23 protein-coding genes are annotated in these 24,223 nt (G+C 61.5%); 7 read left to right on the top strand and 16 right to left on the bottom strand.

Features of this window, described 5'->3' with window-relative positions; genetic code table 11:
* Nucleotides 1-65: 65 nt before the first annotated feature.
* The 11 genes from VGU25_16065 to VGU25_16015 form a co-directional block, all read right to left on the bottom strand.
* Entirely contained in the window at nt 66-536 is a 471-nt protein-coding gene (locus tag VGU25_16065) for a MarR family transcriptional regulator (GenBank protein HEV2578722.1), read from the bottom strand.
* Between the two features lie 5 nt (nt 537-541).
* Entirely contained in the window at nt 542-1,111 is a 570-nt protein-coding gene (locus VGU25_16060) for an isoprenylcysteine carboxylmethyltransferase family protein (protein ID HEV2578721.1), read from the bottom strand.
* Between the two features lie 159 nt (nt 1,112-1,270).
* Nucleotides 1,271-1,831 carry an elongation factor P gene (efp, locus tag VGU25_16055; GenBank protein HEV2578720.1) on the bottom strand — a complete coding sequence of 187 codons (561 nt, stop codon included), beginning with the start codon at nt 1,829-1,831 and terminating at the stop codon, nt 1,271-1,273.
* Between the two features lie 113 nt (nt 1,832-1,944).
* Entirely contained in the window at nt 1,945-2,205 is a 261-nt protein-coding gene (locus VGU25_16050) for a hypothetical protein (protein HEV2578719.1), read from the bottom strand.
* 65 nt (nt 2,206-2,270) lie between these two features.
* Entirely contained in the window at nt 2,271-3,332 is a 1,062-nt protein-coding gene (locus VGU25_16045) for an acyltransferase (protein ID HEV2578718.1), read from the bottom strand.
* A 39-nt stretch (nt 3,333-3,371) separates the two neighbouring features.
* Nucleotides 3,372-4,655, bottom strand: coding sequence for a D-arabinono-1,4-lactone oxidase (locus VGU25_16040; protein ID HEV2578717.1), 1,284 nt, complete (start codon nt 4,653-4,655; stop codon nt 3,372-3,374).
* A gap of 186 nt (nt 4,656-4,841) precedes the next feature.
* Nucleotides 4,842-5,843 (bottom strand): nuclease, encoded by a 1,002-nt coding sequence (locus tag VGU25_16035; protein HEV2578716.1) that lies wholly within the window; start codon nt 5,841-5,843, stop codon nt 4,842-4,844.
* 23 nt (nt 5,844-5,866) lie between these two features.
* Nucleotides 5,867-6,328 (bottom strand): hypothetical protein, encoded by a 462-nt coding sequence (locus tag VGU25_16030; protein HEV2578715.1) that lies wholly within the window; start codon nt 6,326-6,328, stop codon nt 5,867-5,869.
* Nucleotides 6,329-6,338: 10 nt separating this feature from the next.
* Nucleotides 6,339-6,941, bottom strand: coding sequence for an aminodeoxychorismate/anthranilate synthase component II (locus VGU25_16025; protein ID HEV2578714.1), 603 nt, complete (start codon nt 6,939-6,941; stop codon nt 6,339-6,341).
* Nucleotides 6,942-6,979: 38 nt separating this feature from the next.
* Nucleotides 6,980-8,878 (bottom strand): hypothetical protein, encoded by a 1,899-nt coding sequence (locus VGU25_16020; GenBank protein ID HEV2578713.1) that lies wholly within the window; start codon nt 8,876-8,878, stop codon nt 6,980-6,982.
* Nucleotides 8,879-8,913: 35 nt separating this feature from the next.
* Nucleotides 8,914-9,999, bottom strand: coding sequence for a PP2C family protein-serine/threonine phosphatase (locus VGU25_16015; protein HEV2578712.1), 1,086 nt, complete (start codon nt 9,997-9,999; stop codon nt 8,914-8,916).
* Between the two features lie 72 nt (nt 10,000-10,071).
* On the opposite strand from VGU25_16015, the gene VGU25_16010 reads away from it, so the two are divergent.
* Nucleotides 10,072-10,479, top strand: a complete 408-nt coding sequence (locus VGU25_16010) for an OsmC family protein (GenBank protein HEV2578711.1) — start codon at nt 10,072-10,074, stop codon at nt 10,477-10,479.
* Nucleotides 10,480-10,592: 113 nt separating this feature from the next.
* On the opposite strand, the gene argG is transcribed toward VGU25_16010, so the two are convergent.
* Nucleotides 10,593-11,927, bottom strand: a complete 1,335-nt coding sequence (gene argG, locus VGU25_16005; GenBank protein HEV2578710.1) for an argininosuccinate synthase — start codon at nt 11,925-11,927, stop codon at nt 10,593-10,595.
* Nucleotides 11,928-12,218: 291 nt separating this feature from the next.
* Here argG and VGU25_16000 point away from each other — a divergent pair, with 291 nt between their 5' ends.
* Nucleotides 12,219-13,268 carry an OmpA family protein gene (locus tag VGU25_16000; GenBank protein ID HEV2578709.1) on the top strand — a complete coding sequence of 350 codons (1,050 nt, stop codon included), beginning with the start codon at nt 12,219-12,221 and terminating at the stop codon, nt 13,266-13,268.
* 76 nt (nt 13,269-13,344) lie between these two features.
* On the opposite strand, the gene VGU25_15995 is transcribed toward VGU25_16000, so the two are convergent.
* Both VGU25_15995 and trpE read right to left on the bottom strand, forming a co-directional pair.
* On the bottom strand, nt 13,345-14,118 hold the full coding sequence (locus VGU25_15995; protein ID HEV2578708.1) for a hypothetical protein: 774 nt from the start codon (nt 14,116-14,118) through the stop codon (nt 13,345-13,347).
* Nucleotides 14,119-14,229: 111 nt separating this feature from the next.
* Nucleotides 14,230-15,786: an anthranilate synthase component I gene (trpE, locus tag VGU25_15990; GenBank protein HEV2578707.1), complete on the bottom strand. Its 1,557-nt coding sequence runs from the start codon at nt 15,784-15,786 to the stop codon at nt 14,230-14,232.
* A 312-nt stretch (nt 15,787-16,098) separates the two neighbouring features.
* On the opposite strand from trpE, the gene VGU25_15985 reads away from it, so the two are divergent.
* Nucleotides 16,099-17,382: a Glu/Leu/Phe/Val dehydrogenase gene (locus tag VGU25_15985; GenBank protein HEV2578706.1), complete on the top strand. Its 1,284-nt coding sequence runs from the start codon at nt 16,099-16,101 to the stop codon at nt 17,380-17,382.
* A 326-nt stretch (nt 17,383-17,708) separates the two neighbouring features.
* Complete coding sequence (gene pgsA, locus VGU25_15980) at nt 17,709-18,374, top strand: CDP-diacylglycerol--glycerol-3-phosphate 3-phosphatidyltransferase (protein ID HEV2578705.1); 666 nt, start codon at nt 17,709-17,711, stop codon at nt 18,372-18,374.
* A gap of 440 nt (nt 18,375-18,814) precedes the next feature.
* Here pgsA and VGU25_15975 read toward each other — a convergent pair whose 3' ends face one another.
* A complete protein-coding gene (locus VGU25_15975; protein HEV2578704.1) occupies nt 18,815-19,567 on the bottom strand; it encodes a GvpL/GvpF family gas vesicle protein in 753 nt (250 codons plus the stop codon).
* Nucleotides 19,568-19,968: 401 nt separating this feature from the next.
* Here VGU25_15975 and VGU25_15970 point away from each other — a divergent pair, with 401 nt between their 5' ends.
* Nucleotides 19,969-20,727, top strand: a complete 759-nt coding sequence (locus VGU25_15970) for a tetratricopeptide repeat protein (GenBank protein HEV2578703.1) — start codon at nt 19,969-19,971, stop codon at nt 20,725-20,727.
* A gap of 72 nt (nt 20,728-20,799) precedes the next feature.
* On the opposite strand, the gene VGU25_15965 is transcribed toward VGU25_15970, so the two are convergent.
* The gene (locus tag VGU25_15965) at nt 20,800-22,011 is read right to left on the bottom strand and encodes a potassium channel family protein (protein HEV2578702.1); all 1,212 of its coding nucleotides are present in this window, start codon (nt 22,009-22,011) and stop codon (nt 20,800-20,802) included.
* 198 nt (nt 22,012-22,209) lie between these two features.
* Here VGU25_15965 and VGU25_15960 point away from each other — a divergent pair, with 198 nt between their 5' ends.
* Nucleotides 22,210-22,602 (top strand): response regulator, encoded by a 393-nt coding sequence (locus tag VGU25_15960; protein ID HEV2578701.1) that lies wholly within the window; start codon nt 22,210-22,212, stop codon nt 22,600-22,602.
* A 51-nt stretch (nt 22,603-22,653) separates the two neighbouring features.
* A complete protein-coding gene (gene xseA / locus VGU25_15955) occupies nt 22,654-24,195 on the top strand; it encodes an exodeoxyribonuclease VII large subunit (GenBank protein HEV2578700.1) in 1,542 nt (513 codons plus the stop codon).
* The last annotated feature ends 28 nt before the right edge of the window (nt 24,196-24,223 follow it).

Below are 24,223 nucleotides of genomic sequence, written 5' to 3'. Positions count from 1 at the left end.
GGACGGTTAAGTGTCTCGTATCGTGCGAGACGAGGCAAGGCTGGCGAGGTTCTAGGTTCTAGGTTCTAGGTTCGTGGACTGTGTGTTTCGACGAGGGAGCGGAGTTTGGTGAGCGCGCGGAGGATCTGGCGGCGATCGGACTCGGAGGCTTTGCTGAGTGCGGTGAGGAGGGGGCTGAGGGTGAGGCTCGGCATGCGGTTGCGAAGGAAGCTGCGGACCGCAGGTGAGGCGATGAGGATGGTCGCGCGGCCGTCGGTTGGGTGTTGCTGGCGCGTGAGCAGGCCCTTTTCAACGAGACGCGCGGCCATAACGGAGACGGTGGAGTGTGCGAGGCCGAGCTGGGCGGCGATCTGTTTGAGCGTGAGGCCGCCGGGCACGCGGACAACGGCCTCCATGAGCGAGGATTGCGGGCCGGTGAGGTGGCCACGGGCGAACTCTGATTCAAGCGGCTGGCGGATGGTTTTGCGAATGGCAGCGAGGTGCTGCTCGACCTGTTCGGCCAGGGCGCGGAGCTCGGCAGTGGGTTTCGTTGGCATGTGGGTTAGAGAATTCCGGGGATCAGGGCTTTGGTGCGGCGGCAATAGGCGGCGAAGTCGAGGCCGAAACGCTCGGCGAGGAGACGGTCTTCCATGCGGGACTTTATCAGGTAGCCGATGAAGGCGAGGACGATGGCGATGTAGCCGCGGGTTTCGCCGAGGATGACTGCGGTGCCGAGGGACGTGAGCAGGATGCCGGTGTAGATGGGATGGCGCACGATGCGGTACGGGCCGGAGGTGGAGAGCGTGTGGCCTTCGCGAATGCGAGGGTTGGCGCTCCAGTTGGAGCCGAGACGGAGACGAGCGAGGCCGGTGAAGGCGGCTCCGGCAAAGACGAGCGCCAGGCCGAGGACGCTGGATTGGAAAAGCGCACGGTTGAGTGGACCGAGGCGGAGCTGCGGGTCGAAGAGCAGAAGGGCCGCGGGTATGAGGAGAAACAGGTAGTTGTAATTGTGGCTGGAGCGCTGGGCTGGTGGTCGCGGTGTGGAGTGCTCGAAGGCCGCGGTGATGATCCAGAGGATGCCGATGGCGGTCCAGACGGTAATTGCGGTGTGCCAGGCGTCGAGGTGGAACATGGGAACCTCCTTGGAGGAGATGCGTCGTACACTATACGTCGTATACGACGCAGTTGTGAAGATGGTTCCCTGCGTTCGGCGCCCAAAATGTTGAACCCCACCCATGCGCGGTGAAGCTGCGCATGAATGGGGCACCCAGATGATAGTGAGTCGAGGAACTTAGGCGCGGGACATGTAGGCGCCTTCGGCGGTGTCGACGCGGATCTTTTCGCCTTCGTTGATGAAGGGAGGGACCTGGACGACGAGGCCGGTTTCGGTCTTGGCGGGCTTGGTGACTGAGCTGGCGGTGGCGGACTTGATGCCAGGCTCGGTTTCGACGACGGTCATCTCGACGACGGTGGGAAGCTCGATGCCGACGGGCTTGCCGTCATGGAAGGAGACGGAGATGAGCAGGTTCGGCGTGAGGTATTCGACGGCGTCGCCGAGGGTGTCGCGCTTGAGGTGAGTCTGCTCGAAGTTCTCCTGGTCCATGAAGTAGTAGTCGTCACCGTCGTTGTAGAGGTACTCCATTTTGACTTCGTCGACGATGACGCGCTCGATGGGGTCGGGGGAGCGGAAGCGCTCAACGAACATGGAGCCGGTGCGGATGTTGCGCAGCTTGGCCTGGATGAAGGCGCGCAGATTGCCTGGGGTGCGGTGCTCGACCGAGAAGACGAGGTGCAGGTCGTCTTTGAATTTGATGATCATGCCGGGGCGCATCTGCGTGGCGGGAATCGCCATAAAAGGAACTCCTGAATGTAGCGGTGGATTGGCGGGGCGACGAGACGTGCGGCCCTACAGTTTCCATTGTAAATGAGCGGGTCGGCAGGCTAGCCAGTCAACGAGTCAGCGATTTAACGAGCTTCGTCGGAGTTTTCGGACGGTGGCCGTGCAAAGCCTTCGAGGACCCAACCAAGAAACCAGAGTGTGGCGCCGGAGATTTCAGTCAGGAAGACCAACGCGAAGACTGGGGGGACCAAGTCACCTGCTTGTATCAGTCTGAAGCCGTCTGCGAAGCAAAGGAGAATCGCGGCCAGAACAGCGATGGCGAGTCCGGTGGCTACGAGAACCTTGCCTGCCAGCCGGAGACGGCGACAGCCTTCGTGAAGGGCCATGGTTTCTTCCTCGGGCCAAAGTGTAATACGACGGAAGGGCGTGGGCGCAGGGATTCCGGTAGCGGCTAGACGGTGATGGGCTCGGCGGGAGTGGGGCGGCGCTCCGGCGAGAGGACTTCTTTGAGACGGATGAACCAGCGCTCGAAGCTGTACCAGCTAAAGGCGGCGATCGCGAATGTGAAGACAGTGGCGAGGCCGGCGCGAAGGAGCATTGGCTGCCCGGGGAAGTGACGGTAGGTCCAGGCGAAGACGAAGGGATGAAAGACGTAAAGGCCGTAGCTGATGCGGCCGATCCAGCGTAGCCAGCGCATGCTGAGGAGTTTTACGGCGCGAGAGTTGGGTCGGCTGAGCAGCGATCCCATCAGGCAGGTGTAGATCGCGGTGATGAGCGTGTATTTGATCGCGACAAAGCTCGGGTTGTTCGAATCTCGGAAGAGATGGCCGAGGATGGCCGCAGCAACCGTAGACAGGCCCGCGATGGAGAGCATGAGGCGGGCCCAGCGAGTGAGCGGGCCGCGGGCGTTGAGTGTGGCGAGGACGGCGCCGGCGGCGAGGCCGTCGAGGCGGGTGAAGGTGAGGACGAAGACGCTTTGATGGAATGCGGCCAGGACAAAACGGAGCACAGCGGCGAAGACGATGGTTCCGGTGAGGATGGGCAGGAGACGTTTGCGCGGAACAAAGATAACTAGGAAGGGCCAGACGAGGTAGAACTGCTCCTCGACGGCGAGGGACCAGAAGTGCATGGGGCCGTGGGAGATTTTGCCGAAGGAGATCCAGAAGTTCTGCAGGTAGACCCAGAAGAACCAGGAGGGTCTGCTGAGGAGAATCCAGCAGAGGATGAGCGTTACATAGTAGAGCGGAAAGATGCGGAGGGCGCGGCGGGTGTAGAAGGTGCGGACCTCCGACCAGTCGCGCGGGGCGGCTTTGAGCAGGATGGAGGTGATGAGGAAGCCGGAGAGGACGAAGAAGAGATCGACGCCGGTCTGGCCGAAGCCGAGAGAAAAGCGGAGCGATAGGCCTTCCTGCTGCGCATGGAAGAGCATGACCAGCAGCGCGGCGATGGCACGAACGCCGTCGAGCTCGGGGTAATACCGGTGCTGCGTGCGCAGCGGCGGAGCCTGAGACATGGGTTGAAGGCAGTATATCGGGAGGGGACAACAAACCCGTTACGCGCGGAAGACGTTGTCCAGGTATTGGTTGCGGAACTTGCCCTGCGGATCGTAGCGCGTCATAAGTCTCTGGAAGTCGGCGTAGCGCGGATAGAGCTGCTTGAGCCGGGCGGACGGCACGGTATTGAGCTTGCCCCAGTGCGGGCGAGCGTCGAAGGGCTCAAGCTTCGCCTCAATGAGAGGAAGAAGCGACCGAACGGCGTCCCACTCAGGCTTCCAGGTGAAGTGGATGGCGAACGAATCGCGCTGGTATGCCGTGCTCATCCAGAGGTCGTCGGCAGCGATGGTGCGGAGCTCGGTGATGAAGAGGTGCGGCGTAATGCGGTCGCGCAGCTCTTCAACGGCCAGGATGGCCTGGAAGGCGTGGCTGCGGGGGATGAGGTACTCGCTTTGCAGCTCCGCCCCGCTGGATGGCGTGAAGTTCAGGCGGAAGTGCGGAAGACGGTCGTACCAGGGGCCGGGAACTCCCATCTGTTCGGTGGTGTTTTCGGTGGAGTGGCCGACGAGCGGATGGAGCTTGGTTTTCTGCAGGGTTGCGCCGTAAAAGAGCGGCGGCATCTGAGGGCGCGTGTTGCCAGCGACGGATTGCTTTAGCCAGGCCTGTGTAGCTCGGTGATGCTGCCAGTCGGTGAAGAGTGAGACGGAGTAGCCCGCGGAGAAGATGGCATCGAGATTGTGCTCGAGCTGATCGAAGGAGAGGTTTTCGTAGACGATCTGCGCGATCCGGAAGGACGGGACGACGTGCACGGTTGTGCGGAGGATGATGCCGAGCGCGCCAAGGCCGACGACGGCGCCGGGAAACTCGTCCGGATTGGCGGCGCGCGACAGCGTGCGGAGCTGGCCGGTCCCGTCGACGAAGTCGATGGCGGTGGCGACGCTCGAGAGATTGCGATTGTGGATACCGGAGCCGTGCGTTGCAGTGGAGCAGGCGCCGGCAAGGGTGATATCGAGCAGCGAAGCGAGATTGGGTAAGGCAAAGCCCTGCGCGTCGAGCCAGGGCGCGAGGTCGCTATACCTGACGCCGCCACCCAACGTCGCAGTCCCGGCCTCGCGGTCGATCGTCATGCCGTTGAGGTGAGAGACGGTGATCTGATCTCCGGAGGTGTCGGCGATGTCATTGAAAGAGTGGCGCGAACCAAGGGCTTTGGCGTGCGAAAGACCGGAGACGAGCTTCTGGACCGCTTCGGGGCTCGCGGCGTCGTCCATGTGGGCGGCCTTGAAGGTGTAGTTGCCGGACCAGTTGGTTCGCGCCCCCTGGGCCGGGGCGGTGTTGTGACTCATTTGGGCATGACCGATCCGCGCGATGGCCGCGCCAGCAAGAGCGGAACCCGTGCCTTTCAAGAATTCGCGCTTGTTCACTATCGCCTTCTGTTGGTGGCGGATTTGTTCGGAATCTTTCGGAGCATACTGCCGAGAGGAATTACCTGTCTAGGTTAGTTCTGCTGCGTTAGTTCTGCTGCGGCGGCGTTAGTTCTGCTGCGGCGGCGGCGAGGTTCCGGCGTGGGGATGGAAGAGCTTGCGGAAGAAGTGGCCGAGGGCGTGGACGAGATCGTGAGCGCCGGGCGGGGTGGGCGGCGGCGCGGATGAAGTGGCGGCGGCGGTGCCCGTGGGCGAGCCGGTGGTCGAGCCGGTTGCCGGTGCTGGGGCCGGCGGCTCGACGGTGCCGGGTGAGACGGCATCGGGATGGGCGGCATCGTAGCTGAGGACGGTGGCGACCTGGGTGTGCGGCTGGCCCGCGGTTTCGGGCACGTGTGCGGGTGCGGGAGTGGGTGCGAGGCCTTCGCTGGCGGCCGCTGGAAAAGGGTGTTCGGCGGCGGCGACGGCGGGCGTGGCGGGCTGGCCGGGATTCAGGTCAGGTGTGGAGGCGACTTGCTGGACAGGCGCGGGTGCGGGCGGGCAGCCGCAGGGAGAGCGCTCGTTGTCGACGACCTCGCGAAGGCTGCCGTGCTCGAAGAGGACGTGCTGACCGGGTATGAGCCGATAGCTGGCGCCGGAGAACGGGTCAGCGAGTGTGAGGACGGGTGCGGAGGCGCCGGCGTTGTCGACGCAGGTGTCGCCGTTGGGCGTGACACGCAGGCGGAGGTCGTAGCGGCCGGGGTGCTCGAGGGTGAAGCGGATGTCAGGAGTGAGGATGACGTCCTGCGGCGAGGAGTCGGTGTGGAGCTCGATGGCGCCGCGGTCGAGACCGAAGAGGAGCGAGTTCTCCGTGCCGGAGTGGAGGAGGTGGAACTGGGTGGTGGCGCACACAAGGACGTTTCCGCCGCGAGCGAGGGAGATGGCCGCGGAGTGGTCGTAGGCAGTGATGCTGGTGTTGGTGAGCAGACGGGCGGAGTCGCCGTGGACTTCGAGGCCGCCGGTTACGAGGGCGTCGTGGGTGGGGACGGTGCCCATGGACGATGGGGCAGCGGGCTGCTGGGCCGCGGCAGTTGCGACCGCGAACATCAGCACGAAAATGAGACTCCGCGGCATCGTGGATAGGCTATCTCACCGCGTCAGCGGAAAAGCTGCTTGTGAAATACCGGCCCTTGCAGCTCCCCTACACGGTAAAGGTGAAGCGACGGATATATCCCGAGGAACTTCTCGAAGTATCCGAAAAATTCGTTGTCCTCGACCGAGCCGTAGGCCTTCCCGAACTCTTCAACGAACGTCTTCGCTCCCAGAACTCGCAGAAATTCGATCGAGAAGTTGACGCCGGCCTCGCCGCTCCGATGCCAAGTGCCATTGGCAGTCGAAGTTCGACCATCTTTTGTGACCTCTTGATGAAAAGTCTGGTCGGACTTGAGAACTAGTTTCGATGTGACGCCATCGCCGCGAAAAACATAAGTACCCGCAAGAGCGCTGTAGTCGTAATTCGAGGCAAAGTACCACCATATCCAGAAAGCGAACAGCACTCCGAAGAACGATAGAGAGGCAATGCGTGCTTTCCGCTCAACCTGTCGTCGATCGATTCTCATCGCGCAAATTCTACTGCTTCAGGAAGTTGGCGATGAGGCGCTTGCCGTGGTCGGTGAGGACGGATTCGGGGTGGAACTGGACGCCTTCGATGGGGAGCGTCTTGTGGCGGAGGCCCATGACCGTGCCCGGGTCAGGAGCGCCGGTGCCCGGGGCTACGCGGGCGGAGATTTCGAGCTCGGCGGGGATGGAGTCCTCGCGCACGATGAGCGAGTGGTAGCGCGTGCAGGTCATGGGCTGCGGGAGATCGCGGAAGACGCTGCGATTGTCGTGCTCGATGGCGGAGGTTTTTCCGTGCATGAGCTGCGGGGCGCGGACGACCTCGGCGCCGAAGGCCGCGCCGATGGCCTGGTGGCCGAGGCAGACGCCGAGCGTGGGGATCTGCTCGTCGGCTGGGAGCGCGGCGAGGCGCTGTATGAGCGGGATGAGAATGCCGGCGTCCTGCGGTGTGCACGGGCCGGGCGAGAGCAGGATGCGTGAGGGGCGCAGAGCGATGACCTCGTCGGGCGTGAGCTCGTCGTTGCGCTTTACGACGATTTCTTTTTCACCGAGTTCGCCGATGTACTGGACGAGGTTGTAGGTGAAGGAGTCGTAGTTGTCGAGGACGAAGATCATCGCTGCTTTGATTTTACGCGGCGGTTCAGTCCTGATGTTCAGCTGATCTCTGGGCGATAACCACTTTTCCATCGGGTTTCTGTCTGACGCAGCGGAACTGCGAGCAGGGCGTAGTAATCGTCGGTGAGGAGACCTTCATAGCCCTCGGCGGTGCCGTCCCAGCGGCGCCAGTCGTTGGAATGGCCTTTCGCGTCTTTTCCTTCGAAGCCGCAGTCGCCATAGGCTTTGAGCATTGGGAACAGGATTCGGTCAGCTTCTTCCTTGCGGCCGAGATCGTAGAGTGCGGCAAGGGTGAAGAACGCGTAAGCGCCGGTAGCTCCGGCGTTTTCGTAGTTCTGGAAGCCGTCGGAGTTGTCGGGAAGAACGCCGCCGCCGTAACGGGCATCCTTGGTGCGGTGCACGTAGTCCTTGAGCGCTACGGTGATGAGGTTGCCGGGCAGGCCCATGTTGAACTTGTCGTAGCCAACCTCTTTCATCTTGGCGAGCAGCTTGTCCATGATGGCGTTGGCCTGCGGCTTCTCGACGAGGCCGTAGTGTATGGCGATGCCGTTGACCCAGAGGAAGTAGTAGTCGTGGAGTTCGCCGTCTTCGCTGCGCCAGCCACCGAGAACGCCGGTTGCGGGATTGAAGAAGGTCTCATAGAAGACGCTGCGGAGCTTCTCTGCGGCTTTGGCGTAGCGCGCTGCGTCGGCGGAGTTACCAACCTTGCGGGCGAGCATGACCATGTCGTGAAGTGCGCGATAGGTGAGCGCGTTCGCGTAGGCATCTTCGTAGCCGAACCCGATGGTGTCCCACCAGTTGGAAGGGCGGAGCTTTGGGAAACCCATCTCACCCCAGGAGTTCGAGTTGCCGCTGAGGCCGTACTTGACGAGGCCATTGCCGGTGATGTCGGTGGCGAGAAGAGTTTCCATCCAGTCGCGAATGCCGTGATAGTTGGCGGCGAGCCACGCATCGTTCTTCCCTGCGCGCACGCAAGTTGCGGCGGCGATGACCATGGCGGGGTAGGTGTCCGAGCTGGTGCTGGGGTGATCCGGAATCGCAGGCAGGCCGTAGGCGTAGCCGCCGGCGAGCATGCGGTCGAGCGTCTGGCGCACAACGTCGAGCGCTGTGAGATCTTCGGCGAGCGGAGGCGTGAGTGCCGCGATGTCGGCGAACTCGTAGTAGCAGAACGCGCAGCTATCGCTGGCCGTGTTGTTGGAGAGCGCCTGGAGTTCGGGGTTGAGTTGCAGGGCGTCGAGCCAGTTGCGGCGGAAGGCGTCGAAGCGTTCGTCGTCTGCGATTCCCGGCAGAGCGGGATAGATGGCGGTGACGTCCAGCGTGTAGACGATGCGCCTGTGCTCGAAGGTTGCGCCGGGCAGAGCGAGCATTGCTGTCTGCTGCGGGCGATTGGAGACGTAGGTGAGTGCGAACTCGGGAACGCTGGACGTGAGGCGCATGGACCCCTGGCCGGGGAAATGCATGAGTGCGGGCGTGGTGAGAAGGCCGTCGTTTTGGAAGAGGCCGAGGACGGTGCTGTGCACCGAGTTCAGATTGAAGCGGAAGGTGAAGCGCGTGGGCTGATACTCCGGCGACCACTGCGAGGTGAGCGTGATGCGATTGGGAGAGAGTTCGATCGTCCATGCGGGCGCGCTGTTGCTGGCCGCCTGCTCCACGCGATACTCGATGCGGCGAGTGCTGCCGACGGTGGAAGCAGATGACTGAAAGCCGCCTCCGTTGGTGTTCGAAACGATGTTCGCACCGCGCCTTCCCTTCCCCAGACCATCGATGTTCAGGCTTTTGAACTCGGGCGCGCTTGCCAGGAGTTGGGCCTCGATGCTTTCGGAGACGAAATGAAATTCATCTTCGGGGATCGATTGTGCGATGAGGTGGCTGCGCGTGCTGGCTGCGGTGACGGCGAAGGCGCCGGCTGCTTTAAGAAACTCTCTCCGTTGAACCACTGCACGTTCCTTTTTGGTTTGCTGCTATGCAGCAGCTATTCGGTGCGTTTGACGATGAAGACAGTCTTGTCGTCGATCAGGGCTTCGTCGCCGTTCCGGCGGAGTATATCGTCCTGCTCTACGGCATAGTCCATGATGGCATTGCAGATGTCGCGCGCGGATCTGTGCTGGTTAGATTGCAGAATGGATTGCAGCCGCTCGCGGCCTACTTCGTCGGCGCCGTCATAGACGCCGTCGGTGTAGAGGACGAGGATGTCTCCGGGATTGATGAGCCTGATCTCGCCAATGTCCGAGGAGTTGAACTCGCGCTTGCGCAGATTGAGGGTGAAATATTTTTTGCGATCGGGGTGGTCGGCGGGAAGCTCGAGGCCGAGCGCGAAAAACTGCGCCATCTGGCTATCGTCGATGTTGAGCAGGCGGGAAGACTTCGCCGAGAAGATCAGCGGTGGAGGGTGACCAAAGTTCGCGAAACGGAAGGAGTTGGTCGGGTGCACCTCGCCGTAAAGCAAGGTCGCCACCTCTCGTGAGCGCTCCTTCTCGGTGAGGCCGAGTTCGTTGCGCGCGGTGGCGGAGAGCGCGAGCCGGAGGTTGAGGTTCTCGAAGAGCTCCGGGGTGGTTTTGCCAAACTGATCGAGCTCATCAAGCAGCAGAGCGTGGAAAGTGTCGTGAACGGTGGATGCGATCTTTGCCGATATGATTCCGTGTCCCTGCGCATCGACGATGAGAATGCCGGCGGTGGTGTGGAGTTCGGGGAGAGCTTCGGCGACGCGCACCTGCTCAGAACTTTTGGCGAAACGGTATTCGGCTTCCATCTGGGGCTGGTAGCCGGGCCTGCTCTTCAGCCATTCGATATGGTCGTCGACGATATTGCGGATGGGTTCGCCGGGCGAGAGCGGCTCGAGGAATTCCTTAGCGCGGCGCAGCGCGCGCTTGATGCGAGCATCGATGTCATAACGCTGTGAGAAGTTGATGTACTCGAAGAGATCACCGCCGACGATGCCTGCGGGGATTGATTTGCCGAACATCTCAATGCCGCGGAGCTGCGGAATCGCGTCTTCTACCGGCGTGAGGCGCTGGCGCAGGTATTCGTCGATGCTTGGAGGTTCGTAGCGCTTCGTCATGGCCACATGTGCGTGAGTAAACTGTGAATTCTGATTAGATTAGCTCAGGAATACGTCTGACAAGGAAGAACGATGGTTGCGATTCAATTGGAATATCAGGGAGAGCTGCACTGCAAGGCGGTGCACGGGCCTTCGGAAACAGAACTCGACACCGATGCGCCCAAGGACAATCAAGGGCGCGGCGAGAGCTTTTCGCCGACGGACTTGTGCGCGACGGCGCTGGGCAGTTGCATGCTGACGACGATGGGGATCCTGGCGCGGACGCTGAATGTGGATATGGCGGGCGCGACTGCCTTGGTTGAGAAGGAGATGACGAGTTCGCCGCCGAGGAAAATTCAGCGGCTGACGGTGAGGATCAAGATGCCGCATGCGCTGGGCGAGGAAGATCAGTTGAAGCTGGAGCGCGCAGCGCATACGTGCCCGGTGGCGAGGAGTTTGAATTCGGATGTGGAACAGGTGGTGGAGTTCGCGTGGGGGTGAATAGCGCGACCACGCTCAGAAAAGCAGATCCCGTTCGGGAATGACAAACAAGAAAGCAACGGGAACAGCAAAGGCCGGCGATGTCGCCGGCCTTTGCGCTTTCGCGAGTGACGTTACTCTTTGTCGCCTTTGAGCTTGGGCATCTCGTTGCCTTTGGGCAGCGTGATGAGGCCAGTGTCGGCGTAGGTGAGGAGCTTGGCGCGCGTGTCGGTGATGTCGAGGTTGCGCATGGTGAGCTGGCCGATGCGGTCGCGCGGGGAGAAGGCGGAGTCGGTCTTCTCCATGGAGAGGCGCTCGGGGTGGAACGTGAGGTTGGGGCTGGTGGTGTTGAGGATCGAGTAGTCGTTGCCGCGGCGGAGCTCGAGGGTCACCTCGCCGGTGAGGGGCTTGGCGACCCAGCGCTGTGCGGATTCGCGGAGCATGATGGCTTGGGGGTCGAACCAGCGGCCTTGATAGAGCAGGCGGCCGAGCTTGCGGCCGTTCTCGCGGTACTGCTCGATGGTGTCTTCGTTGTGGATGCCGGTGATGAGGCGCTCGTAGGCAGCGAAGAGTAGAGCGAGGCCAGGGGCTTCGTAGATGCCGCGGGATTTTGCTTCGATGATGCGGTTCTCAATTTGGTCGGACATGCCGAGGCCGTGACGGCCGCCGACGCGGTTGGCTTCGAGCATCAACTCGACGGGATCCGAGAGTTGCTTGCCATTGAGCGCAACCGGCCAGCCTTCTTCGAAGCGGACGGTGACCTCTTCGGGCTTGATCGCGACGTCGTCGCGCCAGAAGGCGAGGCCCATGATCGGAGCGACGATCTTCATCGATGTGGAAAGATGTTCGAGGTCTTTCGCTTCGTGCGTCGCGCCGAGGATATTGGAGTCGGTGGAGTACGCCTTCTCCGCGGACATCTTGTAGGCGAAGCCAGCCTTTTGCATGAAGGCGGACATTTCGGCGCGGCCACCGAGCTCATCGATGAACGCGGAGTCGAGCCAGGGCTTGTAGATCTTGAGGCCTGGATTGACGAGCAGACCGTAGCGATAGAAGCGCTCGATGTCATTGCCCTTGAAGGTCGAGCCATCACCCCAGATGTTGACGTCGTCCTGCTGCATGGCAGTAACGAGCATGGTGCCGGTGACGGCGCGTCCGATAGGCGTGGTGTTGAAGTACGTGACGCCTGCAGTGGAGATATGAAATGCGCCGGACTGCAGGGCAGCTATACCTTCGCGAACGAGCTGCGCGCGGCAGTCGATCAGGCGCGCGTTCTCGGCACCGTACTCGAGTGCTTTGCGTGGGATCGCGTCGTAGTCCTCTTCGTCAGGCTGGCCGAGATTAGCCGTGTAAGCGTAGGGGTGCGCGCCGTGAAGCTTCATCCAATGCAGCGCAGCGGAGGTGTCCAGACCGCCGGAAAATGCGATGCCGACCTTCTGGCCGACGGGCAGATGCTCAAGAATGACAGACATGAATTAAAGAAATCCTCTGGACTCAGTAGATAGCTGAGTGCATTTCTTCATTTTACGTGGTTTGCGCTGCCGTTCGAGGCGCCTCGTCCATGCTGCTCGCCTCAAAACAGATTTGCTTACATGAAATAAAAAAATCTGCGCATAACACTTTGGTCCCCTTTTCGCGATTGCTACGTCCAATCGAAAGCTTCCGCCGCAAGGCTGGGATTGGCTTCGCGCGAGGCGAACGGTCACGATAAACGGGATTCCGGAGGCCGCTGGCCCGTCAGCTAAACAAAAGGAGTGAATTTCATGAAGATTCAGAGTGGAATCAGAACAACCGGCTTGGCGATGTCATTGGCCATGTTCGCGTCGATGGGTGTCGCAGCAAACGCCCAGGATGCAGGAAGTGCACCAAGCGTTCCGCAAACTACGGCACAAGGCGTGCCGAGCGGGCAGCATGCGGTTGTTGAAGGCCTTGTGATCGGCAGAGACGGCTCGACGATGCTGGTGAGAACGGCAGACTCGCCGCGCGTCACGGTGCTTCTGCAGAACGACACCAAGGCAACCGAAAAAGGCGGCTTCCTGGGATGGAGCCGCAAGGACCTGGCCATTACGCAGCTTGTACCAGGCCTGCAAGTTAAGGTTGACGGAACCTACGATCCCGATCACCAGCTGATCGCGAAGAAGGTTGAGTTCTCGCGCGGCGCATACAACACGGCGAAGCAGATTGATGCGGGCTTGAATCCCGTGAACGAGAAGGTTGCGGCGCAGCAGGATCAACTGCGCAGCGATCGCAGGGATATCGAGCAGGGTCAGTCGGATCTGGCGTCCACGCGGACGGACCTCGATGCGACGAAGCAGGGTCTCGCAGCCAATGTTGCGGCCACCGGCCAGAACACGCAGGCTATCGGCCAGACGAATACGCGTATCGGAACGCTGGACCAGTACGCGACAAAGGGAACGTACACGGTTCAGTTTGCGAATGGACGTTCTGCGGTCAACAAGAAGTACAAGGATGAGCTGACGGACTTCGTGAAGCAGGCTGCGGATACTCCGGGCGCGATGATCGAAGTGCAGGGTTATGCCTCGAAGGTTGGAAACCCGTCGCTGAACCAGCGGCTAAGCAGCGAGCGCGCTGACAACGTCCTCACCATCATTCAGCAGGCAGGTGTTCCGCTGACGCGGATTCTCGCACCGGCGGCGATGGGAACGACGGAGCAGGTTGCGAGCAATCACACACGCAGCGGACAGGCGCAGAACCGGCGCGTGGTCGTGACGATCGTCGTAAACCAGGGCATCAGCGGCGGCGACCAGAGTGGGCAATCGGCTTCTGCAGCTCCCAACCCGACTGGCCTGTAACTGACGCACTACCCGCTCGGAAATATGAATGCCGGCCTCTTCGGAGGCCGGCATTGTTGTTTGGGCGGCGATCAGCTCACTGTTTCTCGTAAACGTAGGTTTGCTTCTCGTTCGGTTTCGTAGGATCCCACGTGATTTCCGTATAGGACTTTCCGTCGGCGTTCATCGTGTCCTCGGAGTGCGAGACGTGTTTGCCGTCCACGGTCACATCACTGACCATCTTTTTAGGCCCTTCCAATTTTTCGCTGATCATCACCCCGTCAGGCACATTGGGACCGTGCACGGCCGCCGGAGTTCCATCGAGCTTGCCCTCCCATGTCACATGCTCCTCGGGAACGTCCACGTGCAGGGAGTTTCCGTTCACTGCGAGCGTGAACGTCTCTACATGATTCGTGGAGGTCGATGTGGATTTCCACGTGCCGGTGAATCCAGTTCCCTGCCCCACCCGAGTGAAGGTGGTCTTGCTGACGGTTGTACCGCCAGCAGCAAGCATGTTGGTGCTGATGCTTGTGTACGATTTGCCGCTGGCATCCAGCTGGTGCTTTGTGGTCTGGACCGTCTTGCCGTTCTGTTTGTAGACGGAATCGACAGTGGTGGGCGTCTCTTTGCAACTCACAGTCTCTCCGCCGAAGATCGGGTAGTCTTTCCCGTCGCAGGCATAGTCGAACTGGAAGCTGCCTCCGTTCATGTGATACGTGTCGCCGGATTTTGTGAGGGTGTACGTGTCACCGGTCATGTGGCTCTTGGCCTGGTTGAGCTTCCATGTCCCGTTCCACGGGCTTTGAGCGAGCGCGGGGATGGCGCTGAATGCGAGGGCGAGAAGACAGATCGGATGAATAGCACGCAGCATAGGCGAACTCCTGAAGTGAAGTGTTCACAACGCGGCCTAAGGATACGGAGGGGCGGGCCATAATGTAGGCCCGCGCCGTTGCGGCGTCAAGAGGTTACAGAGGACCCGTGTCTACGCCGACCGTGCGCGCTCAATCGCACGCACAACGGCGGCCGCTTTGTTGCGGCACTCTTCGTCTTCGCGTTCAGGGATCGAGTCGGCGACGATGCCGGCACCGGCTTGTATGTATCCACGCTCGCCGTCCATGAAGAGCGTGCGGATGGCAATGCAGGAGTCGAGATTACCGGAAAAATCTGCGTAGATAATCGCGCCGCCGTAGACGCCGCGCCGTGCGGGCTCGAGCTCCTCGATGATTTCCATGGCGCGGATCTTTGGTGCGCCGGAGAGTGTGCCGGCGGGGAAGCAGGCGCGAAGCGCGTCAATCGGTGCGAGCTCGGGGCGAAGCGTTCCTTCAAGCGCGCTCACCAGATGCATGACGTGCGAGTAGCGCTCGATGAACATGAGGTCCTTCACGCGCACGCTGCCGTAGTCGGAGACGCGGCCTAGATCGTTGCGGCCAAGATCGACGAGCATGACGTGCTCGGCCACTTCTTTGGCGTCGGCGCGGAGGTCGGCTTCGAGAGTGCGGTCGTGAACCTCATCGGCTCCGCGCGGGCGGGTGCCGGCGATTGGCCGGTACTCGACGTTGCGGCCGTGGACGCGTACGAGGAGCTCGGGAGAGGAGCCGACGATGTGTGCGCGGCGCTCGCTTCCCTGTCCTGGAAGATTGAAGCGCAGAAAATACATATAGGGCGACGGGTTGACGATGCGAAGCGAGCGGTAGATTTCGAAGGGGTCAACGCCAGGCGTGCAGTCGAAGCGCTGCGAGAGCACGCACTGGAAAACGTCGCCAGCGCGAATGTACTCCTTTGTGGTCTCGACGGCCTGGAGAAAGTCCTCTCGCTTGGTGCGCGGGGTGAGGTCGAGGGGTTCGCTGATCGGCTCGTGTGTGGGCTTGTGCAGGGCGGCTTCGAGGAGGGCTTCGAGGCGGTCGAGGCGGTCGTTCGCGTCGTTGTAGGCATCACGGACGCGGGTCTCGAGGTCGATTAGCTGGGGGTTCGGGTTCGTGGACTGCAGCGGCGTGCGGGCGCCGGCTGTAACGATGAGGTGGATGGCCTTGCGAACGTGGTCGAAGGCGAGGACCTCGTCGAAGAACATGAGGTGGGCGTCGGGGACGTGGAGTTCGTCGGCGGCCAGGGTGGGAAGCTTCTCGATCTGGCGGACGATGTCATACGCGAAGAAGCCGACGGCGCCGGAGGTGAAGGGCGGCAAGCCGGACAGCCGGGCCGGGATGTGGCCCGCGAGGGCGGATTTGAGCTCGGCGAAGATGTCGCCGGTCCGGGTGACCGGAGCGGAGCCGGGTGTCGCCTCGGTGATGCTGCTGCCGGCGGCGGTCATGGTGCGGAAGGGACGGATGCCGATGAAGGTGTAGCGGCCTATGGTTTCGCCGCCCTCGACGGATTCGAGCAGGAAGGCCTCGGGCTCATGGGCCGCGACGCGCAGGAAGGCTGAAACGGGTGTTTCGAGGTCGGCGGCGACCGTGCGGGTGACCGGAACGAGGGTGTGCGTGCGCGCGAGCTGGGTGAAGTCGTTGAGGGACGGGCTAGTTGGGGTGCGCGCGGAGGGCATGGGTACGAGGGTACCGCAGTAGCAAAAATGAGGTGTCTTAGGGGGTGCGCGGGTCATTGCCAGTCCCACAAATTGGGGCCTAGAATCGGCGGGGTTTGAGGGGAGACCGGGCGAAAATCGGCCTCCCGAGACGGTATTGTTCTGCCTCCTGTAGAGTGTGGGTCGCGTCAGATAGACATGGGCCCGCAACATGCAGGAGGAGCGATGGCCGAAGAAAAGCTGGTACCCGGAGGAGCAGCGCTAACAGCTCGCCCGGATTCCGTTAACGCGAGGACCGCAGCAAACAGGCTCGGTGCTCAGAAAGAAGCAGGCATGGTAACAGCAGAGGCGACGGCTCCTATTTCCCTTGAACAAGAGACCAACCCATGGGAGGCACAGGCAGCAAGATTTGATTTGGCAGCAAGGAAGTTGAATCTCGATGCTGGTATCTGGAAGGTTCTGCGGTATCCGTCGCGCGAGATCATCGTGCATATTCCGGTTGGGATGGATGACGGAACGATAGAGGTCTTCACAGGCTACAGGGTGCAGCACTCGGCCTCGCGCGGGCCATGCAAGGGTGGTATCCGCTACTCGCCGGATGTGAGCCTGGACGAAGTCCGCGCGCTGGCCAGTTGGATGACCTGGAAGTGCGCAGTCGTGAACATTCCCTTCGGCGGCGCAAAAGGCGGAGTCATCTGCGATCCGCGCCGCATGAGCCAGGGAGAGCTGGAGCGGCTGACCCGCCGTTATACAGCCGAGCTGATCGAATTCATTGGACCCGAGAAGGACGTGCCCGCACCCGACGTGAACACCAACGAACAGACGATGGCGTGGATCATGGATACGTACTCCATGCACATGCGCCAGACCGTGACGAGTGTCGTCACGGGCAAGCCGGTGAGCCTGGGCGGATCGCGCGGCAGAAAAGAGGCGACAGGCCGCGGCGTCAGCGTGGTAACCGACCAGGCGCTGAAGCACCTGAACATGTCTCCGGAATCGACCAAGGTGATCGTGCAGGGCTTCGGCAATGTGGGCTCTAACTCCGCCAAGCTGCTGTGGGAGAAGGGCTACAAGATTATCGGCATCGGCGAATATGACGGTGCGCTGTTCAACGCGAACGGGATGGACATCAGCGAGCTGCTGGAGTGGAAGGCGCGGCAGGGGTCGATCCACGGTTTCAAGGGCGCTGAGCCAGCCGACAAAGACGAGCTCCTGATGATGGAGTGCGACGTCCTGATCCCGGCCGCGACGGAGAACGTCATCACCAGCCGCAACGCCGAGAGGGTTCGCGCTCGCGTCCTCATCGAAGGCGCGAATGGGCCCACGACGACCGTTGCCGACCAGATCCTCGAGGACAAGGGCGTGTTCGTGGTGCCGGACATTCTGGCCAACGCCGGCGGAGTGACTACCAGCTACTTCGAGTGGGTGCAGGACCGCATGGGCTATTTCTGGAGCGAAGAGGAGGTCAACCAGCGGCTCGACCGAATAATGGTGGACAGCTTCAACGACGTGTTGCAATATGCGGTACAGCACGGCGTCAACAACCGAATTGCGGCTTATATGCTGGCGATCGATCGCGTGGCGTACACGACCAAGCAAAGGGGAATGTACGCGTAGATCGTAGTTTCCTGCAAAGCCGCAATCGAGACCCGTGGTTGAGGTGAGTTTGCGACCCTGTCCTGATTGCGGCCAACATCGGTTCCAGCGTATCCATCGAGTGGGTTTGTGGGAGCGCTGGATTCTCACGATCTACGGGCTTTACCCGTGGGTCTGCAGAAACTGCGGGCGCAAGATGTACCGCTTCAAAGAACGGCCGACAGAGTCTGTCGAAACCGAGCAGAGCTGAAATTCCAGAGCCAGCCGGGTCACGACCGGATGTGGGAGAATGACAGTGTTTGGCGCGCAGCGAACGCCGCATCGATGCGCGTGATTGGCGTGCACCCGTGAACCTGCCCAACTCCATAACGCTGAGCCGTATCGCCTCTGTTCCGGTACTCATCTGGATCTTGAGCCCGAAGTTCCCGTTGCATGGGCACGGTGAGCAGGAGATCATCGCCTCCGCAGTCTTCATCCTTGCATCGATCACGGACGGCCTTGACGGTTATCTGGCCCGCAAGCGTGGCCAGATAACGACGATCGGCATGCTGCTGGATCCGCTCGCCGACAAGCTGATGGTGACCGCAGCGTACATTGTGCTGGTCTCGTATAACCCTCGAATTGTTCCGCCCTGGATTGCCGTGCTGGTCATCGGACGCGAGTTCCTGGTGAGCGGTTTGCGTTCGATCGCAGCGAGCGAAGGCTTCACGATCGAGGCGAGCGAGATTGGCAAGCTGAAGACCGTGATCCAGATCGTCAGCGTAGTTGCGGCCATCCTCAATCATCGGTGGGACTACTGGAACTTCGGCTGGTTTGTCGTCGGGGTTCATCTGATCGCAATGACAGCGATCTACTGGATGGCGATCGTCTCCATCATCTCCGCCGTCGATTACTTCGCTGCGTTCTGGAAGAAGATCGATCACGCGAGCGGACGGCGGCGCAGACGCAGCTCGGTGCTGAGCCGGCGCAAGCGCGTTGCCGTTGATCACAGCGCAAATGTGAAGCTGCAGTAATATCGTGCAGCGATGTGACCAGCACTGGAGCGGGTTCACACGATCCTGGAAGACGGCGGCTATTGCCTGATTACGTTCCCGGATATTGCCTCGCTGGAATCGCACTATTTCCATGCACTCGCGAGCATGACCGGTCGCGACTGGCTATGGCAGAACTGCCATGTGCCTTTGCATACCTGGGAATTCACACGCAGTACCGCGGAGGCGCTTTTCCGGCGCACAGGGTTTCGTGTCGCTGAGTTTCGAAGAAGGCACGATGTCTCGAACGAGCGGCGCGAGAAGCTGATTGAGTTTCTCTATGTGCCGTCGCGTCTGCTTACTCTACCGCCCCTCTCAAGGCTATTCGGCACCCGCCTCGAGTTCCTGATCCAGAAACAGTAGCCCGAAACACAGAGGCCTCGACGGACGTCGAGGCCTCTGTGTTTTATCCAAACGATGAGCTAGGCGTGTGCGCGGTGAGAAGGCTCGCGGTGAACGAAGTGATACGGCGGCCAGGGACCGGATAGCTGCATCGCACAATCTTTCATCTGCAGGGTCGCCGAGCTGTACTTGTTCTGGTAGCGCTCGACCGTCTTCTTGTCGACAAGGTGAGCGATATCGAGAAGCATCTTGCCGGAGTCCATACGGCGGCAGGTGATCTCTTCGGCCAAGGGGAGGAACATGCGATGCATCTGCACGGACAGCGCGCGGGCACGCGACTGACGCTCGCGCTGACGGCTGGCTGACTCGCGAAGGTGCGACAGGTACTCCTGCCCGACGTTGTGGTGCTGGAAGCCGTTGCGGGATTCCGGGCAGATGTCGTCGACGACCAGCTTCAGGTGCATCTCCGCCTTCCCGCGCAGGCGCTCGACATTCGCCATAAAATGACGCTGATTGGAGCGGACGGAGCGCCGCAGGGCGTCGTCATCTTCAAACGTGGTGCCAAAGCGGAATGGAAGAACGGTGGAGCGGTCAAAGCAGCCGGAGACCACTCGAGCATGATCGCGGGCCGCGGTTTGCGCTTCCGGGCCGATCAGACGACTGCCATCCTCGGCGAGGTGTTCGGAAACGACAACGGCGAGATCGGCGGCCGGAAACAGAAAAATCTGGTTTCCAAAAAGGCCGGTCACCCCGGATAGCGGCATCGGACGGCGATGACGAGCTAACTCAGAGAAAGCGCTGCGCTCAGCAATGCAATAGGCGTACCAGGCCATACCGTGTGTTGCTCCTGTCTTTCGTCGCGCCGGGGTTGGACCAGCGGGCGCGGGAAGTTGAACCCTGCAACATCAAAGAACGATCGAGCAACTAGCGCCTGCCAGCCGGTCTCACCTGCCCCGGGACGTGTGCACTGTTTCGATTGCGAGCCAGATACTATGCCCGTCGCAATACGATTGGCAAGAGACTTAAAAAACTCGAAAGATCAACCAGTTGGCGGATAAATTGCCGCCCGAAAAGATTTCAATCCGGAACAATTTTCTGAGTCCTCAGACAGCTCCGCGGCTTTACGAACCACCACGGCCAGTGCTCGTGAAAAGCCCGGCTGATACACTTGAAGTTGCGCCTGCGGTGGGCCGGTGCGACGAGAAATTCTTGAAAAGACGGGAACAGCGGAAGAGTGGACAATAAAACCAAGCGGCAGTTGAAGAAGCAGGACCAGTTTGTCACCCTGACCGAACATGGTGTCGACTGGGCGAAGGAGAACCAGCAGCAGGCGATCATCATCGGTGTGGTTGCCGTTGCGCTTATCCTGCTGATCGTTGGCGGATACACACTGTTCCAGCACCGAAGTGACGCCGCGGCCAATGCGTTTGGTGAAGCGATGCAGACGTATCAGGCGCCGCTTGCCTCGCAGGCGCCGAACCTGCCGCCGGGCGTCAAGACCTTCCCAGACGTGAAGGCCCGTGCCACCGCGGCCAACTCGCAGTTCGTGGCAGTGGCGGATAAGTACGGGATGACCGAACCCGGCAAGATGGCGCTCTATATGGCTGGCCTCACCTATATGGACGAGGGGAACAACGGGGCGGCCGAGGACGCGCTGAAGAAGGTAGCCGGCAGCTGGAATGGCGACACCGCGGCACTCGGCAAGTCGGCCCTTGCAGGCCTCTACCAGCAGATGGGGCGCAATGCGGACGCTGAGAAGCTGCTCGCGGAGCTTGGGAAGGGCAATGCGACGACCGTTCCACCGTACTTTGCGCAGATCCGGCTCGGCGACCTGTACCAGACCGAAGGCAAGACCGCCGATGCCAAGCGCGTCTGGGCCCAGGTGAAGGACAAAGACAAGGATCCGAAGGGCAATCCCGGCCCCGCCGCGGAGGTCGCCTCCGAGAGGCTGAATCCACAGCCCGCCGGACCTGGTATGGGCATGGGGCAATAACTCAGGACACAAGCCTCAAGACTCAAAGGAAAGGCCGCTCTCTCGAGCGGCCTTTCTCTTCTATGCAGCGCGCTAGAGGAAGCCCTCATCGTCGCCCAGATGAGACGCCGTAGCCTGCCGGCTGACGTGGGTGGTCAACGGACTTGCCGATCCGGCCGGGCTGCGGAGTCGCGCAATGGAGGCCCAGATGTCGGGCTTGGCAGGATTGATCGGAGGCGGCGTCCAGTGCGGCAGCTCCAGGCGCAGATAGTGGGCCATTGCACACGCATGCGGCTCATACAGCTTGCGCAGAGCATCAAGCCGTGCCCGCATATCGAGATCACCGCAGAGCGCAATGTTTTCGCCGCGCAGCAGATCGCACAGCCGGCTGAACTCATCGTCGTTGAGCCGAGTGAACCCGCCTTCCCGCAGCCGTTGCTCAGCCTTTTCACGATGAAATACATGCCCGATATCGACCAGGACATGGCGGCCGGTCGCAAACGTTAGCTGAGCCTGTCGCTGCGCTGAGCACTCGACCGCGGTAATCAGCAGCGCGCACGCATCGAGCACAGCCGTGAGCGCTGACAGCCAGCTCTGGTTGTCATGCTGGGAGCGGTAATAGCAAAGGATCGGGTAAGAAATGTGCGTTTCGAGCATCGACGCGCACCAGCGCTCCCACTCCGCGAGCAGCTCCGTAAGCGCCTGGTCCCCGCCCTCGAACCGGTGACGGAGCAGAAGTTCGCCGGCCGTCGGCGGCGACCCCGCACGCGCATCGAGCAGGGCAACAGTCATCTCACGCGCGGAAAACGCTGTGTAAAGCACTGGCACATATCCGATAACCAGCGCCACAAAGCCCAGCCCCGTGCCTGCCTCCAGCACAACCAGGAGCCGCGCGGCGTGGCTTGCCGGAACCACATCCCCGAGTCCCAGCGTAAAGAGCGTTGACCCGCTCACGTAAAAACAACTGCGCAGCCGATCGAAGGTCGTGGCAGGATGCCACGGGTCCGTAAACGGCATATGCAGGCCGAAGTAGATGAGCGCAAAGCCTGTTAGCAGCACCGAGGCCCATACGACAAACAGCAGTAGCAGCGAAAGCGGCCCATAGAAGCTAAAGAGCTGCTCGCGCCTGCGGCGGTCGCGAACCATGTGCATGATGTGGGTGTACGGAATCCACGTGGCGAGAAAAAAACCTCTCGTGAGACGAAAACGCACTACCGGGCGCCGCGGCAGGATGATCGTCTGGAACGAATCCAGCATCACCGCTCCGAGCAGGAATAACCCGAGCACCAGCAGGAAGATATGCATCGCTTGACCTTAGATTGTCGCGCGAGCGGAAACGAAGCAGTCAATAAATGACATAAAAAATCGTAGATTTCCGCTGGAACAGCGCAGGTTGTTCGTCTACTCTACAGTGACTTTCTCCAACGATTGTGCGCCGGTCCTTCGGCGCGTTTGTAATCTTGTGTGCTTCCCCAGGCGAGAGGAAGGAGGCGAGACCTCCAAATGAGACAGAGAGTGCTTGTAGTTGATGACGATCGACTGGTAGCGGACACGCTGCGGCTGGTCTTTGCGGTGAACGGTTTTGAGTCGGAGGCATGTTACTCGGCTGCAGACGCGCTGCGCAAAGCGAGGAGCTTTGATCCGGAGCTGCTGCTGTGCGATGTGACGATGCCTGGAGGGAGCGGCCTGCAACTGGCTGCCACCATCCATCGCGAAATGCCGAAGTGTCAGATGATCATGCTGACCGGCTATCTCACGTATACCGCCAGCGTTGAACTCGAGGCGCTCCGGATGAATCACCCGCTGAAGTTGCTGAATAAGCCGTGTCGTCCCGAGGTGCTGCTGAAGGAAGCTGGCGAGCTGCTGCGGCATCCGCCCCTGTGCGCCGCAAGTTGAGAAACGCCGCCGGAAGCCCATGCGCTCGGCCAGCGTAAACTCGACCTTGCGATGAGTTTCCGCGAGTCCCTGCCGAGCATCGCCGATCTGCGGCGAAGAGGCAGATCCAAGACCGAGTTGCGTCCGGAGATGCCGGGCCTGTTCGACGCGCTGCCGGCGGCGGAGGAGCACACTCCCGCATCGCCCGAGGAGCCACGTCCGGCTGAACGGAAACCAGCGCAGGCAGCCACCGAACATCCGCCGGAGGCGAAGATCAGCGAGCCTCCGCCCGAGCCACGCGTCTGGACCGTCGGCGAACTGGTCCGGCAAATCCGCGGTGTGCTTGAGCGCAACTACAGCCAGATCACCATCGAAGGCGAAATCTCCAACTGGCGCCCTGCGGCAACGGGCCACTGCTACTTCACGCTGAAAGACGGCGCAGCGCAGCTCTCGGTCGTGATGTTCCGGCGTCAGGTTTCGCTCATCCGCTTCCAGCCGAAGGACGGCGACGCAGTTCGCCTGCGCGGCCAGCTCAGCGTCTATGAGAGCCGCGGACAAATGCAGCTCATTGCAGAATGGATGGAGCCGCGCGGGCTGGGAGCGCTGCTGGCCGCGGTGCGCGAGCTCAAAGAGCGTCTGCGCCGCGAGGGCCTCTTCGACCGCAAGCGTCCACTGCCGCCCTTTCCGCAATGCATCGGCGTCGTCACCAGCGTGCAGGGCGCCGCGCTGCGCGACATCGTCAAGGTCTGCCGCCGTCGTCATGCTGCCGTGAATCTGTTGATCTACCCAGCCGCAGTCCAGGGTCCACGTTGCGCCATCGAGGTCGCGGCCGGCGTGCGCTGGTTCAGCCGGCATCCGGATCGCGCCGATGTCGTCATCGTGGCGCGCGGCGGTGGAAGCTGGGAGGACCTTCACGGCTTTGATGACGAACGCGTTGCACGCGCGATCGCCGCATGCGCGGTGCCCGTCATCGTCGGCGTGGGCCATGCGACAGACTCGACAATCGCTGACGCCGCCGCGGACGTCTGCGCACCGACGCCCTCGGCGGCTGCCGAGATAGTCACCGCCGCGCAGCATCGTATTGAGGAACGCGTTCATCGTCTCTACTCAGGCCTCATCCGCGCCGGCCGCTATGAGATTCTGCGCGCGCGCCAGCAGCTCTCCCATCTCGGCGCCGAGATGGTACTGCGCCGCGTGCAGGATGCTCTGAATCGCAGGGCGCAACGTTGCGATGAGATGGATCTTCGAATGCACAACGCGCTCTCGCGCAGGCTTCGCGTCGCCGGCGATCGCAGCTTCAGGATCGAGACGCGCCTGCTCCGGCATGATCCAGCCGTGCGACTGCGCGACAACACGCGAAAGCTCGAAGCCCTGCGCGGCCGCCTGTCGTCTGTCGCGAAGACGACCGTCTCCCTTCGCGCGTCACAGATTGACCGCGCCGGATCGAAGCTCCAGGCCCTTAGCCCCGTGCGCGTGCTCGAACGCGGCTACGCTCTCGTTTATGGGCCGGATGGCAGACTCCTTCGTTCGAGCACCGAAGTCCAGCAGGGCGAGCAGATTACCGCGCGCCTTCACGAGGGCAGTTTGAGCGCGACCGTAACCGGGAAGACGTAACCCGCACTGCCGCACAATCCGCTAGCAT

The sequence above is a fragment of the Acidobacteriaceae bacterium genome, assembly GCA_035944135.1.
Lineage (GTDB): Bacteria > Acidobacteriota > Terriglobia > Terriglobales > Acidobacteriaceae > Granulicella.
Note: the sequence above shows the minus strand (reverse complement) of the source record. Positions and strands in the feature narration are given on the sequence as shown.

Excerpts from the sequence above, each read along its gene's own strand:
- VGU25_16065 (HEV2578722.1), bottom strand. The coding sequence starts at position 536 with ATGCCAACGAAACCCACTGCCGAGCTCCGCGCCCTGGCCGAACAGGTC.
- VGU25_16060 (HEV2578721.1), bottom strand. The coding sequence starts at position 1,111 with ATGTTCCACCTCGACGCCTGGCACACCGCAATTACCGTCTGGACCGCC.
- efp (HEV2578720.1), bottom strand. The coding sequence starts at position 1,831 with ATGGCGATTCCCGCCACGCAGATGCGCCCCGGCATGATCATCAAATTC.
- VGU25_16050 (HEV2578719.1), bottom strand. The coding sequence starts at position 2,205 with ATGGCCCTTCACGAAGGCTGTCGCCGTCTCCGGCTGGCAGGCAAGGTT.
- VGU25_16045 (HEV2578718.1), bottom strand. The coding sequence starts at position 3,332 with ATGTCTCAGGCTCCGCCGCTGCGCACGCAGCACCGGTATTACCCCGAG.
- VGU25_16040 (HEV2578717.1), bottom strand. The coding sequence starts at position 4,655 with ATGAGTCACAACACCGCCCCGGCCCAGGGGGCGCGAACCAACTGGTCC.
- VGU25_16035 (HEV2578716.1), bottom strand. The coding sequence starts at position 5,843 with ATGCCGCGGAGTCTCATTTTCGTGCTGATGTTCGCGGTCGCAACTGCC.
- VGU25_16030 (HEV2578715.1), bottom strand. The coding sequence starts at position 6,328 with ATGAGAATCGATCGACGACAGGTTGAGCGGAAAGCACGCATTGCCTCT.
- VGU25_16025 (HEV2578714.1), bottom strand. The coding sequence starts at position 6,941 with ATGATCTTCGTCCTCGACAACTACGACTCCTTCACCTACAACCTCGTC.
- VGU25_16015 (HEV2578712.1), bottom strand. The coding sequence starts at position 9,999 with ATGACGAAGCGCTACGAACCTCCAAGCATCGACGAATACCTGCGCCAG.
- VGU25_16010 (HEV2578711.1), top strand. The coding sequence starts at position 10,072 with ATGGTTGCGATTCAATTGGAATATCAGGGAGAGCTGCACTGCAAGGCG.
- argG (HEV2578710.1), bottom strand. The coding sequence starts at position 11,927 with ATGTCTGTCATTCTTGAGCATCTGCCCGTCGGCCAGAAGGTCGGCATC.
- VGU25_16000 (HEV2578709.1), top strand. The coding sequence starts at position 12,219 with ATGAAGATTCAGAGTGGAATCAGAACAACCGGCTTGGCGATGTCATTG.
- VGU25_15995 (HEV2578708.1), bottom strand. The coding sequence starts at position 14,118 with ATGCTGCGTGCTATTCATCCGATCTGTCTTCTCGCCCTCGCATTCAGC.
- trpE (HEV2578707.1), bottom strand. The coding sequence starts at position 15,786 with ATGCCCTCCGCGCGCACCCCAACTAGCCCGTCCCTCAACGACTTCACC.
- VGU25_15985 (HEV2578706.1), top strand. The coding sequence starts at position 16,099 with ATGGTAACAGCAGAGGCGACGGCTCCTATTTCCCTTGAACAAGAGACC.
- VGU25_15975 (HEV2578704.1), bottom strand. The coding sequence starts at position 19,567 with ATGGCCTGGTACGCCTATTGCATTGCTGAGCGCAGCGCTTTCTCTGAG.
- VGU25_15965 (HEV2578702.1), bottom strand. The coding sequence starts at position 22,011 with ATGCATATCTTCCTGCTGGTGCTCGGGTTATTCCTGCTCGGAGCGGTG.
- VGU25_15960 (HEV2578701.1), top strand. The coding sequence starts at position 22,210 with ATGAGACAGAGAGTGCTTGTAGTTGATGACGATCGACTGGTAGCGGAC.
- xseA (HEV2578700.1), top strand. The coding sequence starts at position 22,654 with ATGAGTTTCCGCGAGTCCCTGCCGAGCATCGCCGATCTGCGGCGAAGA.